This is a genomic window from Paenibacillus cineris, assembly GCF_018333335.1.
Lineage (GTDB): Bacteria > Bacillota > Bacilli > Paenibacillales > Paenibacillaceae > Paenibacillus_AQ > Paenibacillus_AQ favisporus.
This window is the reverse complement of sequence record NZ_BORU01000003.1, coordinates 452122-468028: the sequence shown is the minus strand read 5'-3', so window position 1 is coordinate 468028 and position 15907 is coordinate 452122. Positions and strand designations below refer to the sequence as shown.

The window sequence follows — 15907 nt, the reverse complement described above, 5'->3', positions numbered from 1 at the left end:
TGCGGGAAATGGAGGGATAACGTGCGGGAGAGCGTAGGAGATGTACATGAAAAGATGAGAGCCGGCCAAAGCAATGAAGCGGACGATATGCTTGTCTGTCGCGCTAGGGAAGGCGATCAAGCAGCTTTTGGTGAACTGGTACGCCGTCACCGAGCCAAAGCCTACGGCTTTGCATATTCGATGTCGCAGGACACTTATTTAGCCGATGATATAGTCCAGGAAGCTTTGGTCGGTGCATTTATACATCTCAGCAGTTTAGTCGAGCCCTCAAGTTTCGGGCCGTGGCTGCGACGTATTGTTCGGAACCAGACATACATGCGCCTGCGCCGTGGTGGTCCTTACGGCAAAGAACAGCCTCTTTCTAGTTATAAACCATCTACCAGTGAAAGCAACTGGGGAGACGCAGAAGCCGTGTTGCTTCACCTGACTCGGTCGGTCTCGGTAAGACGGGATCTAAGCCCAGAGGAGCGTCTTGTTCGTGAGGAAATGCTTCGCGGTCTACGGGATATGTTACACTGTCTCAGCCCACGAGAGCGGGGTGTGTTCGAGGCGCATTTTTACCGGCAGCTGAAACCGAAAGAAATCGCCGAATTGTTTGGAATGACCGTCACGAACGTAAACAATCATCTCTTCCGTTCTCGTACCAAGCTTCAACGTGAGCGCATCCGAGTCCATATTGCCGGATACGTGCAGTTCCGTCAAGCTCTTGGAAAGCCCAACAAACGGATACTGGACGAATTCGGAAAGCGATTTTAACGAAAAGGAGTTTTGTGTCATGGCCAAAGAGGATTGGAAGACAGAACTGCAAGGGACGTGGACATCTGCGGGGCGGGCGGCGCATTGGGCAATAGTAAAGAAAAGGGAGATAAGCCTCACCGAATTTATGGGATACTCGAGTCATGCGTTCCGCATTAACATCAATGGAGACAATGTCGATGTCGCCGGTCCAACCGGTTATGAATGGGAAGACATTTTGCCGAAGGGATTGTTGAATCTAGGATTCCGTTGTAAATGGTTGCGTACACCAAATTTTACACCGCCAACACCAGAGATGCTTACCGAAGCACTTGAAATGATCCAAGACAGCATTGATCGGGGAATACCCGCTGTCGGATGGGATTTGCTTATACCGGAGTTCGGGATCATATATGGATATGATGACGGCGAGAGTGTACTTCATGTGAAGGATCCACGGGGGGATGGAAAGCTACCCTATGAAAAGCTTGGTCGAGGGCAGGCTACCGAGACTTTTGTGCTCACCCTCACAGATTCGTTTGATATTAGCAAAGAATTGATGCTTTCCGGAGCGCTCGATATGATCATTGACCATGCCCGTAGGCGTCAGCACAAATACGAATTGCCGAAATATGAAAACGGTCTAAAAGCTTATGATGCATGGATTCAAGCTTTTACAAACCGGACTGTAGATGCCTTTGGTAACTCTTACAACACGTCGGTTGTCTATGATGCTCGTAAGCATGCTTACCGCTTCTTGCGCGGTCTAGCCATAGATTGGAACGGAGTATCCACTTTAGAAAAAGAAGTGCGGAAACGCGCGGAATGTGCGGCTGAACATTACGCGAAAGTTGAACAATCGCTAGCGGCATTAAATGAAATGTTTCCTTTCCCGGACGGAGGAACTCCCAACGATCCCGTTCATGCCGAACGAGCCATTACTCAACTGAATGCGGCAAAAGCAGCCGAAGAGAAGGGCTTGTTGGAGCTTGAGGCTATGCGTGAACTGCTTTCGGCGAAACTAATGGGTTAATTATTGGTAAGCGCACGGTTAAGGCAGTGAGACAAGGAGGAAAAGAGAGTGGAGGATATTATTACTTTAAAACAACTTTCTGATATAGATGAAGCCCTTTTATTAGATCATGAATTTTCCACTCAATTTCCATGGTATAAACAAGGTGAGTATTTCATCAGATGCCTAGAGGAGAATCGTGAAGGTAAACGCATAACTGTGATGGCTTTTTACGGAAACTCATTAGCTGGTTGTTGTCACCTGATCTACAACTCACATTATCCCTATTTCATCAGAAATAATATACCTGAAGTAAACGATTTGAATGTATTTCAAGAATTTCGAAGGAAGAGGATAGCAAGCAAAATACTAGATGAGCTTGAAAGCAGAGCCTCGAAAACGTCTAAGTATATTGGGTTGGGTGTTGGACTGTATAAAGATTACGGAAACGCCCAACGAATGTATGGCAAGCGTGGGTATATAATGGATGGAAATGGTGTGACTTATAATAATGTTCAAGTGCAACCTGGAAAATCAGTGATGGTTGATGATGAGTTGCTAATATATTTAGTAAAAGAGTTATAAAACCATACAGACATTAGTACCACTCAAAGTGATTGGGGGTTAGTTCTATGCTTATTTCCAAGATGAACCCAGCAGAATTAACTATAGATCAAATTACCAAAGTGGTGTTTGGTGATGGTAAGTACACCGATGACGGAGCTGCGAATGGAGATTGCATATTTGTTTTTGGTGGGTCGTATTTATCAAGAGCGGTAAAGGCGGTTGAATTGTTTAAGAATGGTCGAGCCCCTTATATTTTGTTTACTGGTGGGGATAAATTTGGACAAATACATCCGCCAGAGGCAATTGTCCTGCAGAACGAGGCAAGAAGACTGGGCGTCCCTAATGAATCAATTTTAATAGAGACACAGTCTAATCATACGAAAGAAAATATACTGTGTTCACTCACCGTTCTTGATCGAGCAATCGGCTTAGAAAACATCAATCGGTTGTTGTTAGTTAGTTCGCCTGGGCACATGCGCAGATGCCTACTGATGTTAAAAACATTTATGCCACCATGGTATCAATATGTGTGGTGCCCTGATGATCGAGTTATAGGGCAGGCTAACAACTGGTGGCAGGATGAGCAGGAAGTTATCAGGGTCAGAGCTGAACTGCATAAAGTCATCAACGGTGTGAAAGGGAAATATTTCGTAGACGACGAAGTGGAGTTAGATCGTTGATTATTTTGAAGTCACCTAAACGAGCGAGAATTTCACTAACGTAAACGTTAATGTAATAACTAAATGAAGAAGCAGTTTGCCGGCGGCAGCTGCTTCTTTTATTTATTAAGCCACCGGCAGATTAGATAGCAATCTGTAAGAAACAATCCGAACTGAAATGTCCTAAACTTAGTTTAAGAGACAACCCACCTGTGAACAAATTTAAATCTGAAAGGAATGAAAAGCGAAATGGGAAATCTAGTTGTGCACATGTTCATGACCTTGGACGGCGTAGTTCAATCTCCCGGGTCGCCGAACGAAGATCGTGAAGGCGGTTTCGGCTACGGCGGATGGCAGGAACCGTTTCGGGATCCGGTGACAGGACAACGGATCGCGGCTGATTATGCGAGCCTTGACGCTATGTTGATCGGACGTAAAACGTACGAAATTTTTGCGTCGTACTGGCCGCAGGCACCAGACACCAACCCGTTTACCAAGCTGATGAACGAGAAACCGAAATATGTCGCATCCCGGACATTGACCAGTGTCGATTGGAATAATACAAAACTGCTCGACGCGGATGTGGCCACAAGTGTGCCTTTGCTGAAGGAGCGTTACGAGGAGGTGCATGTCGTCGGCAGCAGCGACCTGGTCCAGACATTGTTGCGTCACGAGCTGATTGACCGAGTGAACATTTGGCAGTTTCCAGTAATACTCGGAGAGGGAAAACGATTCTTCGGCGATGGAACGATACCGACGAATCTGGAATTACTTGAATCCAGAGCGTTCTCCAAAGGCACGGTTCTATTGCGCTACGCGCTTGCGGGAAAACCGTCTTTTGGCACCATGGCGTGAGATGCTACAAAAAGGAGTGGGGTTATGAAATTTCTGCTCACATCTGCAGGCATCAATAATAACAGCATACAGGACGCGCTGGTTGACATGCTGGGCAAGCCCATTGCCGAGTCTAGCGCCCTCTGCATTCCCACAGCGATGTACGGACACCCCTGGGTCGGCCCCGGCGTCAAAGCCTGGCAGTTCATCAGCGGGAATTCCGAGAATTCCATGGTCGAACTGGGCTGGAAGTCCGTCGGCGTGCTGGAGCTCACAGCGCTGCCAAGCATCGCCGAAGACCGCTGGGTGCCGCTGGTCCGGGAGACGGACGTACTGCTGGTGGCTGGCGGCGACGCCCTCTACCTGTGTCACTGGATGCGGCAATCCGGGCTGGCAGACCTCCTGCCGTCGCTGCACGCAGTTTATGTGGGAATGAGTGCGGGGAGCATGGTGATGGCCCCTAACATTGGGGAAGACTTCGTTGGCTGGACTCCACCCAACGGTGGTGATGAAACGCTGGGACTGGTTGATTTTGCTATGTTTCCGCACCTGGATCACGAGATGCTGCCGGGAAACACCATGGCTGCTGCTGAGAGATGGGCCGCCGGGATGCAAGGGCCAGCATATGCGATGGATGACCAGACAGCCATCAAAGTGATTGACGGAGCAGTCGAAGTTGTCTCCGAAGGGCATTGGAAACTGTTTTCACCCTGATCCTTCATTAAATTAAATTTGTATTGGGTCAGGCCAGGACCTGTACACATCAGCAATCCATGAGAATCCGGACATGCTGTTGGATGATAAGATGCAGACATAAAGGAGCCCTGCATAGGGAACGTGCAATCTTGATGATGAATGTGCGAGAAAACCAGGGAGGAGAGTTAGTCGCATGGCAAAGATCGTTTTCGCATTGAACCAGTCTCTGGACGGATTCGTCGACCACGACCACCCGGCATTTCAGCCCGACCCCGTGCTATTCCGTCATTTCATCGACGACGTAAGCGGCCTGGCGGGCTGCTTGTACGGGCGCCGCATGTACGAGACCATGCGGTATTGGGACGGAGACCATTTTGAATGGGATGCGCCGGAACGGGAATACGCAGCGGCGTGGCAAAGCAAACCGAAGTGGGTGGTGTCGAGGACATTAAAAACCGTCAGTCCGAACGCTTCTCTGATCGAGGGTGACCTCGCAGCGGCCATACGTGGGCTGAAGGCTCAGCATGAAGGGGAGATTGAAGTTGCCGGGTCGGAGTTGGCCCATAGTCTAACGGAGCTCGGTCTCGTTGATGAGTATCGACTCTATCTCCATCCAGTCGTGCTGGGTCGCGGCAAGCCGTTCTTCGCCGGTCCGCGTCCGCCGCTGCGCCTCGTGGCAAGCGATCGAATTGGCGAGAACGTGATCAGGTTGACCTACGTTCCAGTTTAGTTGTGAGGTTGGCCCAGCGGCCTAAAGGGCACGTTACTTAAATAGGGATTCTCCGGGTGTAGAGGCAGTCAGAGGATCCTTTATTCTTTAAAATTTGTTCAGTTATGCGAAATGACATAGTTATTTAAGGAATTGACAATTGACCTAACGAGAAACGATAGTTCAATCTGCAAGGAGCATTTCGCTATGGTGAAGTGCTCCTTACATTTTTTGTTCAACAACCTATAGGTTAGCAAAGGTAGGGGGGCCAAAAGTCGGGATACCAATGACCGAAAATTCCTTGGTTAGCGCGACAGGACCTTTACCTGGCTTGATATCGTTCCAAGGTGAAAAGCTTCGTGAATTAGAGTGAAGTTTAACAGCTCGCCTGGGGTGCTGAATTGGAACGGTCCCAGGGAAAACGGATTAGAAAGCTTCTCGCCCAGCATTTCAGGTGTCAGATCAGATATTATGCGGGACAACTGCGCCGTTAACATTTCGACCAACTCTTCCTTCGATGGAGGATCAAACGTCCAGTCCAAGGGTTTTGTTCCTGTGTTAAACAGCGCTTCATACGAGTCCGGTATGGCCGATGGGGAGCCAAAAACCAAAGGAGAATACTTATCCATCCAATAAATCATATGGCCGAGATTCCAACGGATTGTATTGTTGAAACCTCCCACTTGAATGTCGAACAATTCCTCAGGGATTGCTTTTACCTGCTGCAGCACCAATTGACGTCCGGTTTTTGCCGTGTTGATAATCATTTCAGACACGTCGATTCCCTCCTTTATAGTGAGACGCTTGATACGTTCCTAGTTTAGGTCTCATGAAGATTACCATCAATGCAGTGGGCATTACCGAAACGTTAAGTATGAGTTAACGATTGTTCATTGACAGACAAATAAGATGGCAAGACAATAATCATTGAATATTCATTCAGCCATGCAATGTGAGAGCGGGTGTTAGTCATGGAGTTAAAACAACTACAGTATTTTATGGCGATTTGTGAGGAGCTTCACTTCACGAGAGCAGCCGAAAAGATGGGAGTCAGCCCACCCAACATCAGCCAGCAGATCAGGAGATTGGAAGAAGAGTTAGGGGTGCTATTATTCGATCGCGTGGGGAAAAAAATAGTACTAACTGAAGCCGGAACGATTCTTCAAAAACATGCTGCTGCCATGTTCGGGCATCTACAACAAGCGACCGACGCTATTGTTGATTTGAAGCATATGCAAGGCGGATCGTTATCCATCGGCGTTTTGCCCGGTGACGCGGAATTCATGTTTAAAGCCTTTATACTGAACTTCCATCAGACCTATCCCACCATCTCACTGTCCCTTTTGGAAACCATGAAAATAACAGAACAAGTTCTGGACCGAAGCATCGATTTCGGCGTAACCGTTGGCCCTGTTATCGATACACGTATCACGTCTATTCCCCTGTATCACGAGGAGTTCTCATTGGCGGTAAGCAAGAATGATCCTCTTGCCACGGAAAGCTTCATCCCCTTAAACAAACTGCAGACCTTGAAGATGGTCATGTTCCCGCCCGATCATCAATACCGCATGCTGATTGACCGCTTTTGCATGGACCAGGGATTTACTTTGCAGCCGCATATGGTGACGACAACGTTATCCTCCCTCCTCCAGATGGTCCAGAGCGGATTTGGCTCCTGCATTCTGCCGAAAATGCTGCTGGACAATCTTCACCATTCAGACATCAAAGTCTTGGACCTGAGGCATCCTACGCCATCTCAGGACTTTTGTCTGATTTACCGCAACGACAGATATGTCGGATACGCCATGCGCACGTTCATCAAGACTTTGAGAGCCTACATCGAGACCGCTATCAATGATTCGAAGTCTTAATGCAGCATTGGGTTTGACCTGATCCGGCCTACGATGAGTTACAGCTAAGAGAGCTGGGTCCTATAAGTAAGGAATCATCATATTTCACCAAATAGCAGCTCCTGTGTCCGTAAGCCTCCGGAAAGAAACAGCATTTTCTGATCAGCAATATGTGGGCGGGAGACATGTGGGATTAAGCGAATGTTTTTGTGATTTATTCCCAGTCACTCACAACAAAACTGGTACAAGCGTCGTCAATACTAAAGAATGGAAAATAGTCTCTGAGGGAGCGTGGACAACAGTTGCTTAAAAAGATGGCTGTTACTCTTATATTTACGACGATGGTATTCAGTACAAACGTGGCGGGGCAATCTCAAGCTGCCAGTGCGACCGCTATACAGGCGCAGACAGGCGATCAACTGTATCCGATTGAAGTTAACGGAAAATACGGTTTCATCAACGGCAGAGGCAAGGAGATTATCGAGCCGTTGTACGACGGATACGGATATTCAGGAGTATCCGGAGGGAAGGTGTATGTCGAGGACCATGCGGCTAAAAAGCAATATTACTTCAGTTCGGCGGGCAGTGAGCTGTTCGAATACAAGCTGAGAGGTGCCAGCGTTCTTTTTAATGACCGTGCGCTGTATACGACGCAGGTTCAGAACGCTGACGGAGGTACGGCGACACGGTACGGATATATAGACAGCCATGGCAAGGTGATCATACAGCCCATCTACGCCAATGCGTATAATTTCTCCGAAGGTCTGGCTCGGGTCAATGTGGGCAAAGCAGCGGGGTACATCAACACGGAGGGCGAACTGGTCATTCCATACCGGTATAGCTCGACGTCCGATTTTTCCGAAGGTATGGCGGCCGTAATGCTTGCGTACGGCGGCAAATACGGCTATATCGACACCACCGGCAAGCTCCGCATTACACCCCGGTATGATCACGCCATGCCGTTTTCAAACGGGGCGGCAGTAGTTTACGTGAACGGAAAATACGGGTACATCGACAAAAACGGCAATTACCTGCTAACACCGCAGTTCAGCATGGCGCAGCCGTTCTCAGAAGGACTGGCTTTTGTCGAGCGTAATGGAGCCACCTTTTATATCAACAAGAAGGGCACCAAAGTCATCCAGGGCATTAGAGCCGGAGGTTTGTTCAAGGGCGGCCTGGCTCCGGCCAGCCAGGGGCAGAGGTACGGCTATATCAATACATCCGGCCGTTTTGTGATTAAGTCGAAATTTTATTGGGCTGACGATTTTAAAGGCGAATTGGCGGTGATCAGTTTGCTCGTTCCGAATTCGCGCGAGGAAATCAGAGGGTACGTGAACCGCAGCGGAGCGATCGTCTGGCCGCCGGCTTCCGAACTTCCGAACGGAGTGACAAAGCCACAGTAAGGCAGAACAACCGAGCTTCACGGTTTGTATCGGAAAAAGAGCGCATTATAGCTAACTCATCGAAACTAACTTGCCGTTGGCAACTGTTTCATTTTTCGTTAAGCTAACGGACAGTATAGTTTAGTTATAAACGTACTTTCCAAAAAAGTGTGTGATAAACTGTTTGAAGCACAAGCCTGACTATACTGCGGATGACTTTTTAAACGATGAAAAGCTCTTTTCTTTTCTTTACTTTACATGAGTCCAGCAGAATTGAAACAAGAATTGGCGAGGGGACTTGAAGACGAAAGCCGTTAGTGAATGTAAAGTGCCCCCCTGTCAATTTTGTGTATGTTAATAGGTAAACAAATGAGCAGCGAACAAAATTTGTATTAGGAGGAGTATCTGCCATGCGCATAGAAACTCAAAATGTTGTTATAAGAACATTGGAAAAAAAAGATGCTAAAAGATTTTATTCAATTGCCAGGGAATCGGCTGTATACCGCTATATGCCAGATTGGGCTGACGGACGCGCACATCCGAAGGATTATTATGGATTGATTGATCAGTATCAAAAGCAATCGGATAATACGGATATTTCCATTGGCCGTTCCTACGCGATTGCCTTGCCAAACACCGATGAGATGATTGGTAGCATAGGAGTGGGGCTTAAAGAGAAGCTAAATGAAATCGAACTGGGATATTTCATGTCAGAAAAGCACCAAAGGAACGGATATACCAGAGAAGCGGTAAGTGCCTTGGCAGAATGGTGCTTTGAGGTATCTGATGTTAAGTATTTAATCCTGACAATTAATTGTGCCAATGTTCCCTCGAACAAATTGGCTGAAAAATGTGGATTTAAATTGCTTGAAAAACGAACGCCTATAGGGGATAACCAATTTTATATGGAAAATGATAGTTACTTTTATTACAGAAGCTACAGAAAATAAGCAATGGTCCACGGTCTCCGTGGACCATTTGCAATTGGATATTGTCTCAGGTGATCTGCAGCCATAAACGCTCGTTTTACGGATCGAATTAAAAAGGCTCCAAGCTTCTGGACGAGCCTAGTCGCCAGAGGCAATTTGTAGACATTGAACTAACAGGTAACGATAGTTGAATAAACAAACATTTGAAGAAGCTGCCGGTGCTGATCGGCAGCTTCATTACGCTAACGGGCAGGATAGTTTATTTATAAGTGATCTGTACATTTCACTTCAAAACAATTTGTAGCATAATTGATAAAACTAAGCTCCGGGAGGTTATTTAATGTTACACATTGAAAAAGTGAATGCCGGTCGGAAAGAAGTGTTAAAAAATTTAATGACCTTGTTCCTTCATGATTTATCTGAATTTAATGAAAAACTTGACCTGAATACTGAAAACGGATTGTTTGAATTTGAAGTATTTGAGTGGTTTTTTGAGAAAGAAGGATTAACCCCCTTTTTCATTAATCTAGACGGAAAATCCATAGGTTTTATTTTATTGCAAAGTGGTCCATATTCAAATCAAGAGTATGCTGATTATGTGCTGAACTCCTTCTTTATTCTAAAGAAGTACAGGAGGAAGGGGATCGGGAAATTAGCATGTCGAGTTTTTTGAGTTGTATCCAGGTCGTTATGCGATAAGTCAGGCGCTAAGTAATATTCCGGCTATCCATTTTTGGAAAAGCGTCTATGAAACGAATAGTTTAGATGTTTACGAAAAGCCCGAAATTGAGGATGGAATAAAGGTTATATATCAATATTTCCAAACAAACACTGATGATACATATTAAGTTAACGGGACACGATCGTGGGACAGCGGTTGCTTCGGCAATGGGTAGTTTAACTTTAATTAAACTTACCTCGTCTATTTATTAACGGACGTATTAAGTGATTCAAAAATATAACTTTTTTCAAAACAGGAGCATTTTTATGTCAAAATACAGATTGCAACAAGCGGAACAAGAACTATTTGCAGTGTATCAGGTTATATATTCCGATGCCGATATTGAAATGTGGTACGACTGGAATTCCCGGCTCGATGATACAAAATTTACTGATCAATGTTTTTGGATCATGCGGGATGATGAAAGGATTGGGGGTGCAATTATCAACAATGGAACGGTTATGTATCCCTTTTTGATATCACCTCATGTAGACAGAAGCGTTTTTTGGAAAGCATTGTTCAGTTGTTGTAATGATATTGTACACATTAAAGGTGTCTTGCAAAAAGATATCGATATTTTGCTTACTTTCGCGTATCGATTAGATGTAATCCGGCAGGTCATGTGCTGTCCAACTGATACTGGCATAACTACGATACTACCAAAAGGTTACTCTCTGCATATTTTGAATGATTCTATTGATAGTGAAACCGTTGCCAAAGTTATTATGGAAGGATACAGCAGAGGGATTGACAACGAGATATTTGGTGCTCCGAACGAGGCGGAGGTAATAAAAGATGCAACGCGTCTAATGCAGATTTATGCCCACAGGAATCTTTCCATTTGTGTGTTTGATGAAAAGGAACAAGAAATGGCAGGACTTTGTATTGCTGGTATTAGTGAAAACATGCCTTTAGGATTTGCCGAAATAGGTGAAATATGTGTCTTGCCTAAATACAGGAATAAGGGGCTCGCTGAAACTATGCTTAAGCACGTAAGGGCAAACGCTCACAAATATGCACAAGTTGTTAAACTTTGTGTTACAGTTGGCAATTATGCGGAGAACCTCTATAGAAAGAATGGTTTTTACCCAGGACCTAGATTTGCAAATATGAGCAAAAGATTAGTATAGTTCGTGACCCGGGGTTATATCAAAAGTTAACGGAGAACGTTTAGTTGAATAACGACATGGAAGAAGCTGCCGGTACTGATCGGCAGCTTTATTAAGCTAACGGGCTGGATAGTAACCAGTACGAGGGAGTTCAGCCATGAGTTCATGAGTTCTAAGAACATAGAAGGCGTGAAACCCTTTGAAGTGCAACGTCTATGTGTAATGGGCCGGTTTTATGAAGGAGGTTTGGAAAGTAAAGAAGAGGGCCTCCGCCCTCCGATGAAGCTTCAAATTCTTATATACGAGAGAAGTTAGTCAGATGAGCTTGTTTTTTGACGCGAATAAATAGGCGCTAATACCCGTGGCAACGGACAGATTCAGGGAATCCACGTCTGGGGTCTGTGCTATTTTCAATCCGGTTCCCACATGGCTGAATTTTTCTTCGTCAAGACCAGTAGCTTCATTTCCGAAAACAAGGGTAAACAGCTCTGTTACAGGACAGTTCTCCGGTGTCAGTGTGGTTGCAGCACGAAGCATGAAAGAAAACAAGTCGTGCCGACCGAACTGGCTCCGATATGACTCGAAGCTGGGAAAGGAACAACATTGAATCCGGAATAATGCCCCCATAGAGGCGCGGATGGTTTTGGGATGAAAATGATCTGCTCCGGGAGTAACGATCCCGAGATTGCCAAATCCCAAACCTGCGGTTATCCGGATAATGGTGCCGAGATTGCCCATATCCCCAGGATGGACGAGGAGAATATGAGGTTTATCGGAAGCAAGCCTGTCTGAATATTTGGAAAACACCCCAAACACGAAGCAATTTTCTTTCCGATCGACCTTGGCAAAAGCCTTATCCTGCTGGACAACTGGAATATGCTGCTGCTTGCAGAGGATTTCAAGTACACTACGATCCCGATAAGCAGAATGGATATAAACGACCTCTACGATCTCCGGCCGCGCCTGTATCATTTCAATTGTTGCGTATGCGCCAAGGGTGTAGCTATAGTCCTGCTCTTTACGATATTGCTTTAATGAAAAATTTGTCATGCTTGTCATCGAAACCCGCTCCTTTATGAATTAATTTCATATAGGATGCAAAGTCTCTGGACCAACAGACCTAACTCAGGATGCCAATCTGTTAAGCTCCACACAAGGTTCAAGGTCTGTTTGCCCTTAAGACTTTGCGTGGAGCAGATCGAGTGTTACACCAAAATGAATAGCCAAAGGATTCACCATCTTTCTTAGTTTTCCTGATATTATATATCACTAGCGCAACATAAGCACCTAATTAGAGGCAGGATGCTGCGATAAAGTAAAGGGTTATCGAAAATTAGATTCGTACGAAGAGGTGGCTCTCTCTTTTCTGGCAGCCGCTGGTTAAGCTGACGGGCAGTTTACTTCAATAGTCTGTGAGAAAATAATACATGCTCAGACAAGGAGGAGGATAATTATTGAAACGGTAAGAATTGAAGAATATAACGATGAATGGCCATTTATATACCAAGAGGAGAAAAGAAAAATTGAGGAGGTGATGACTGATAAAGCCATTGCTATTGAACATATTGGCAGTACTTCTGTTCAGGGTTTAGGAGCAAAACCGATTATCGACTTCATGGTTGAAGTAAACGAATTAAAAGATGTTGAAGCCTTTATTGAACCCCTTGCAAAGATAGGTTATAAGCATGTTTATCACAATAACTTCCCTAACAGAAGGTTTTTCAGAAGAGGTCAATGGAGAGCAGGAACGCATCATTTACATATTTATGTTTATGGAAGTGAAGAATGGAATAACAATATTTTGTTCAGGGATTATTTAAGAACTCATCCAGAAATGCTTAAGCAGTACAATCAATTAAAAAAAGAACTTGCAGAGAAGTATCATCATGACAGAGTTGCTTATACCAATGCCAAGCATCCATTTATTTTTGATGTAATTCAAAAGGCAAAAATGAGTGAGAAAAATAACCAAGCCATTGATTAGCTAACGGAGAACGATAGCTCAATAAATACACAAATACGCGGGCTGCCGTATGATCGGCAGCCGCGTTGTGCTAACGGGAAGGATATTTCCAATTGCTGTATAATGAATATGCGAAATGGTTTGGTATAAGGGACCCAGTTTGCGAAGCTGGATCAAATGCTTCAGGTTGGAGGTGCTCCGGTGAATGGAAAGTCCATTGCTCAGCTTTACGTAATGACGGCAAAGATTCCGGAAGAAGGCGTAGAGAAATTTAATGAATATGAAAGTCATGTACTACCTTTACTTAATGAGCACGGCGCGAAATTGGAAAGAAGACTCCAAAGCCCTGATCGTCTCATTGAGATTCATATCATCTGGTTTCCATCTTCCCAATCGTTTGAAAATTATTGTACAGACCCTAGGCGCAACGAGCATATCTATCTTCTTGTTGAATCAGGTGCTGAGATTGAGTTAAGGGTGATGAAAGACTTGAAGTAATAAGCTATCGGGGAACGATAGCTCCATGAAGACATTTGAAGGCAGCCGCCACAAAAGCCGGCTGCCTTTTTCTTAAACTAACAGGCAGAATACTATAAATTTTACGCGTGATCCTTATCCCGCTCATTTACAGAACGATTGGGAAAAAGCCATCCTTTATATATTGTGCGAACGGAATATGTCCCCCGGTCAATTCGTTTCCGACCAAAGAGATCCCAGCTTCCTGGATTTCGTCCTCCACGTCGAAGAATCCCGAACAGGCTTGGCAGCCGCCCTTCACGATCCCCGATTTCAACACCTGCTTATACAAACCGTTAAATGGATGATCCGCCTTGCTGAGTTCGTTTGGCCACTCCGTTCCGGCTCCGTCAAAGAGAACTGCAACCTCAAAGCCCTCTTCGTGCAGCTCCTGCCCGTACAACAAACCATGAACTGCCTTACCGAGATCCTGTTGATTCGCTTGAATGATGATGACAAATTTATTGGAAACTGACATTTTGAATACCTCCAATTTCATTTTTATTAATTGCGTACAAGAGATGGATTTGCAGGGGAAAACTCGTGAAAGTCCCAGATAATCGGCGTGTCATTTTCAATATACAGAACTTCATCGATCTCAAACCGAACCAGCCGCTCTGCCCCCGGATGAAGAGAAATCTGGCACTTATCCCAAATGATATAGGAGCGCCCGGTCAGTTGAAGCGAATGTCCCGCTTGAAAGTCAATAAACAACATACCGGTGTTCGGATTGCTGTAAAGATTGCCAAGCGTATTAAACATGGAATTCCCGAAATAATCCGGAAAAAGAAGGGTACTCTCATCCAACAATTCTACGAACCCAGGATGACCTCCGCGATGAGAGGCGTCCATTTTCCCTTCCAAACTTGCGCTGCCAATAAAAAAAGTATCCGCTAGGCGAATCCATTCCTGTTGCTCGGAACTTATCTTGTTGCTGTGTTGTGCATGTCTTTGCGTCCGGCGGAACCCCCCACTCGGTTGGAGCGAACGTTTCTGTATGTATTTGGGGCAATTACCGTATACCTGCTCCGTTGTGACCGTCAATCGTCCGCTCTCATCGATTTCTCCCTTTCCATTTATTCTCATTCGGATTCTTCGGTTGAAATCGATCGCAAGCAATCCGATCTCCGGGTTAGAAAGCAAATTTTTGATGAGGGGATCGCTTGCAGGAGGACAGGACATGATGGTTACTATAGTCTCCGATGCAGCGCTGATGAACCCTGGTTCACCGGTTAAAAAGGAAATCCATACTTTCCCGTTCTCACCAACAGTGGAAGCAATGATCATGGATTGTGTCTGGATAAATGCCATGGCACCCTTAAAAATAACAGACCTTATGCTTTTACTGTTCTGTTCCGCGAGGAATTCTTCACCCGCCAGCTTTTGAACGGCCAATTCCCCGGCATGATACACACTAATCACGTATTACACCCCCTTTTTTAACCATCATAAACTTCTTGTGGGTATTATATATTGATTTATTTAACCTGTAAACATTAAATATGGGTATTAATAAATGACTGCAAAAAAAGAGTCCTAGACAATTATGAATCTAGGACTCCGTGGTATCTTTATTTTTATGCCGCTCCAAATAGGCCGTGACTTTCATGCGGTTGCCGCACGTTTTCTGGCTGCACCATCGGCGGGTGCTGTTCCTGCTATTGTCATAAAAATAAAGTACGCATGCCGGGTTTTCGCACTTCTTGATCAGACGAATATCATAATGACAGAATAGATCGACGGCAGCCTCTGCTACGGGAATGAGTAAATCGCTCGGTTTCCGAAGGGCAACCTGCTTCTCGGCAGCAAATCGGTGATCGGTTCTGATCAGTTTGGTGGTGATGACCTGCTCTTGAAGTACCTTGTTGATACATGACATGTCCTCTTCCGAGACTTCGATATTCCGCGTTCTATTCTGGACCATCGTGAGCATACTTTTTCTAAGCGCTATTGCTTCCTCAACCAGCGATTCTCCATTCCCGTACTCCCATTTCTGTATCACAGCATCGAGTCGTTCTTTCGTGTAGAAATTCATTAGGGATAACCATTCAAGCACGTCTTCCCAGCTACACAGTAATTCTACCGGTTGTCCGCCCACCGCAATTTTCGTATTGATAAAATCCAGTGCTGGATGATTCCCGATAAATTGAAAAGCAGGGGCAATTTTCTTAGGCATCTTACCGAACTCCTTACAAACTTATTCTTTCATCATTATAGTCTTTCTG

At 45.3% G+C, this 15907-nt stretch carries 19 protein-coding genes; 14 read left to right on the top strand and 5 right to left on the bottom strand.

All coding sequences use genetic code 11. The features are described 5' to 3' along the window. The first annotated feature begins 54 nt into the window (after positions 1–54). The 7 genes from KI379_RS26315 (at position 55) to KI379_RS26285 (ending at position 5233) form a co-directional block, all read left to right on the top strand. Entirely contained in the window at positions 55–756 is a 702-nt protein-coding gene (locus KI379_RS26315) for an RNA polymerase sigma factor (RefSeq protein WP_212985451.1), read from the top strand. Between the two features lie 19 nt (positions 757–775). Then, positions 776–1768, top strand: a complete 993-nt coding sequence (locus tag KI379_RS26310; RefSeq protein WP_212985450.1) for a hypothetical protein — start codon at positions 776–778, stop codon at positions 1766–1768. A 48-nt stretch (positions 1769–1816) separates the two neighbouring features. Then, positions 1817–2332, top strand: coding sequence for a GNAT family N-acetyltransferase (locus tag KI379_RS26305; protein WP_212985449.1), 516 nt, complete (start codon positions 1817–1819; stop codon positions 2330–2332). Positions 2333–2379: 47 nt separating this feature from the next. Beyond that, positions 2380–2994, top strand: coding sequence for a YdcF family protein (locus tag KI379_RS26300; protein WP_212985448.1), 615 nt, complete (start codon positions 2380–2382; stop codon positions 2992–2994). A gap of 228 nt (positions 2995–3222) precedes the next feature. Next, positions 3223–3828 carry a dihydrofolate reductase family protein gene (locus KI379_RS26295; RefSeq protein ID WP_212985447.1) on the top strand — a complete coding sequence of 202 codons (606 nt, stop codon included), beginning with the start codon at positions 3223–3225 and terminating at the stop codon, positions 3826–3828. Between the two features lie 24 nt (positions 3829–3852). Beyond that, on the top strand, positions 3853–4521 hold the full coding sequence (locus KI379_RS26290) for a Type 1 glutamine amidotransferase-like domain-containing protein (RefSeq protein ID WP_212985446.1): 669 nt from the start codon (positions 3853–3855) through the stop codon (positions 4519–4521). A gap of 175 nt (positions 4522–4696) precedes the next feature. Then, on the top strand, positions 4697–5233 hold the full coding sequence (locus KI379_RS26285) for a dihydrofolate reductase family protein (RefSeq protein WP_212985445.1): 537 nt from the start codon (positions 4697–4699) through the stop codon (positions 5231–5233). Between the two features lie 284 nt (positions 5234–5517). On the opposite strand, the gene KI379_RS26280 is transcribed toward KI379_RS26285, so the two are convergent. Then, complete coding sequence (locus tag KI379_RS26280) at positions 5518–5988, bottom strand: DinB family protein (RefSeq protein WP_212985444.1); 471 nt, start codon at positions 5986–5988, stop codon at positions 5518–5520. 195 nt (positions 5989–6183) lie between these two features. Here KI379_RS26280 and KI379_RS26275 point away from each other — a divergent pair, with 195 nt between their 5' ends. The 5 genes from KI379_RS26275 (at position 6184) to KI379_RS26255 (ending at position 11224) form a co-directional block, all read left to right on the top strand. Further along, positions 6184–7083: a LysR family transcriptional regulator gene (locus tag KI379_RS26275; RefSeq protein WP_212985443.1), complete on the top strand. Its 900-nt coding sequence runs from the start codon at positions 6184–6186 to the stop codon at positions 7081–7083. A gap of 281 nt (positions 7084–7364) precedes the next feature. Continuing rightward, positions 7365–8465, top strand: coding sequence for a WG repeat-containing protein (locus KI379_RS26270; RefSeq protein WP_212985442.1), 1101 nt, complete (start codon positions 7365–7367; stop codon positions 8463–8465). 389 nt (positions 8466–8854) lie between these two features. Beyond that, positions 8855–9394, top strand: a complete 540-nt coding sequence (locus KI379_RS26265; RefSeq protein WP_212985441.1) for a GNAT family N-acetyltransferase — start codon at positions 8855–8857, stop codon at positions 9392–9394. Between the two features lie 319 nt (positions 9395–9713). Beyond that, a complete protein-coding gene (locus tag KI379_RS26260; RefSeq protein ID WP_212985440.1) occupies positions 9714–10046 on the top strand; it encodes a GNAT family N-acetyltransferase in 333 nt (110 codons plus the stop codon). 314 nt (positions 10047–10360) lie between these two features. After that, positions 10361–11224 (top strand): GNAT family N-acetyltransferase, encoded by an 864-nt coding sequence (locus tag KI379_RS26255; protein ID WP_212985439.1) that lies wholly within the window; start codon positions 10361–10363, stop codon positions 11222–11224. Between the two features lie 294 nt (positions 11225–11518). Here KI379_RS26255 and KI379_RS26250 read toward each other — a convergent pair whose 3' ends face one another. Next, entirely contained in the window at positions 11519–12262 is a 744-nt protein-coding gene (locus tag KI379_RS26250; protein ID WP_212985438.1) for a TrmH family RNA methyltransferase, read from the bottom strand. Positions 12263–12653: 391 nt separating this feature from the next. Between KI379_RS26250 and KI379_RS26245 the strand changes: the two genes are divergently transcribed. Both KI379_RS26245 and KI379_RS26240 read left to right on the top strand, forming a co-directional pair. Then, positions 12654–13187, top strand: a complete 534-nt coding sequence (locus KI379_RS26245; protein ID WP_212985532.1) for a GrpB family protein — start codon at positions 12654–12656, stop codon at positions 13185–13187. A gap of 180 nt (positions 13188–13367) precedes the next feature. Then, positions 13368–13664, top strand: coding sequence for a hypothetical protein (locus KI379_RS26240; RefSeq protein ID WP_212985437.1), 297 nt, complete (start codon positions 13368–13370; stop codon positions 13662–13664). 127 nt (positions 13665–13791) lie between these two features. On the opposite strand, the gene KI379_RS26235 is transcribed toward KI379_RS26240, so the two are convergent. The 3 genes from KI379_RS26235 to KI379_RS26225 form a co-directional block, all read right to left on the bottom strand. Further along, entirely contained in the window at positions 13792–14160 is a 369-nt protein-coding gene (locus KI379_RS26235; RefSeq protein WP_076176581.1) for a hypothetical protein, read from the bottom strand. Positions 14161–14186: 26 nt separating this feature from the next. After that, a complete protein-coding gene (locus KI379_RS26230; RefSeq protein ID WP_244879442.1) occupies positions 14187–15104 on the bottom strand; it encodes a pyridoxamine 5'-phosphate oxidase family protein in 918 nt (305 codons plus the stop codon). A 130-nt stretch (positions 15105–15234) separates the two neighbouring features. After that, entirely contained in the window at positions 15235–15858 is a 624-nt protein-coding gene (locus tag KI379_RS26225; RefSeq protein ID WP_212985436.1) for a CGNR zinc finger domain-containing protein, read from the bottom strand. Positions 15859–15907: the final 49 nt, after the last annotated feature.

Excerpts from the sequence above, each read along its gene's own strand:
- KI379_RS26315 (WP_212985451.1), top strand. The coding sequence starts at position 55 with ATGAGAGCCGGCCAAAGCAATGAAGCGGACGATATGCTTGTCTGTCGC.
- KI379_RS26310 (WP_212985450.1), top strand. The coding sequence starts at position 776 with ATGGCCAAAGAGGATTGGAAGACAGAACTGCAAGGGACGTGGACATCT.
- KI379_RS26300 (WP_212985448.1), top strand. The coding sequence starts at position 2,380 with ATGCTTATTTCCAAGATGAACCCAGCAGAATTAACTATAGATCAAATT.
- KI379_RS26295 (WP_212985447.1), top strand. The coding sequence starts at position 3,223 with ATGGGAAATCTAGTTGTGCACATGTTCATGACCTTGGACGGCGTAGTT.
- KI379_RS26290 (WP_212985446.1), top strand. The coding sequence starts at position 3,853 with ATGAAATTTCTGCTCACATCTGCAGGCATCAATAATAACAGCATACAG.
- KI379_RS26285 (WP_212985445.1), top strand. The coding sequence starts at position 4,697 with ATGGCAAAGATCGTTTTCGCATTGAACCAGTCTCTGGACGGATTCGTC.
- KI379_RS26275 (WP_212985443.1), top strand. The coding sequence starts at position 6,184 with ATGGAGTTAAAACAACTACAGTATTTTATGGCGATTTGTGAGGAGCTT.
- KI379_RS26265 (WP_212985441.1), top strand. The coding sequence starts at position 8,855 with ATGCGCATAGAAACTCAAAATGTTGTTATAAGAACATTGGAAAAAAAA.
- KI379_RS26260 (WP_212985440.1), top strand. The coding sequence starts at position 9,714 with ATGTTACACATTGAAAAAGTGAATGCCGGTCGGAAAGAAGTGTTAAAA.
- KI379_RS26255 (WP_212985439.1), top strand. The coding sequence starts at position 10,361 with ATGTCAAAATACAGATTGCAACAAGCGGAACAAGAACTATTTGCAGTG.
- KI379_RS26250 (WP_212985438.1), bottom strand. The coding sequence starts at position 12,262 with ATGACAAGCATGACAAATTTTTCATTAAAGCAATATCGTAAAGAGCAG.
- KI379_RS26235 (WP_076176581.1), bottom strand. The coding sequence starts at position 14,160 with ATGTCAGTTTCCAATAAATTTGTCATCATCATTCAAGCGAATCAACAG.
- KI379_RS26225 (WP_212985436.1), bottom strand. The coding sequence starts at position 15,858 with ATGCCTAAGAAAATTGCCCCTGCTTTTCAATTTATCGGGAATCATCCA.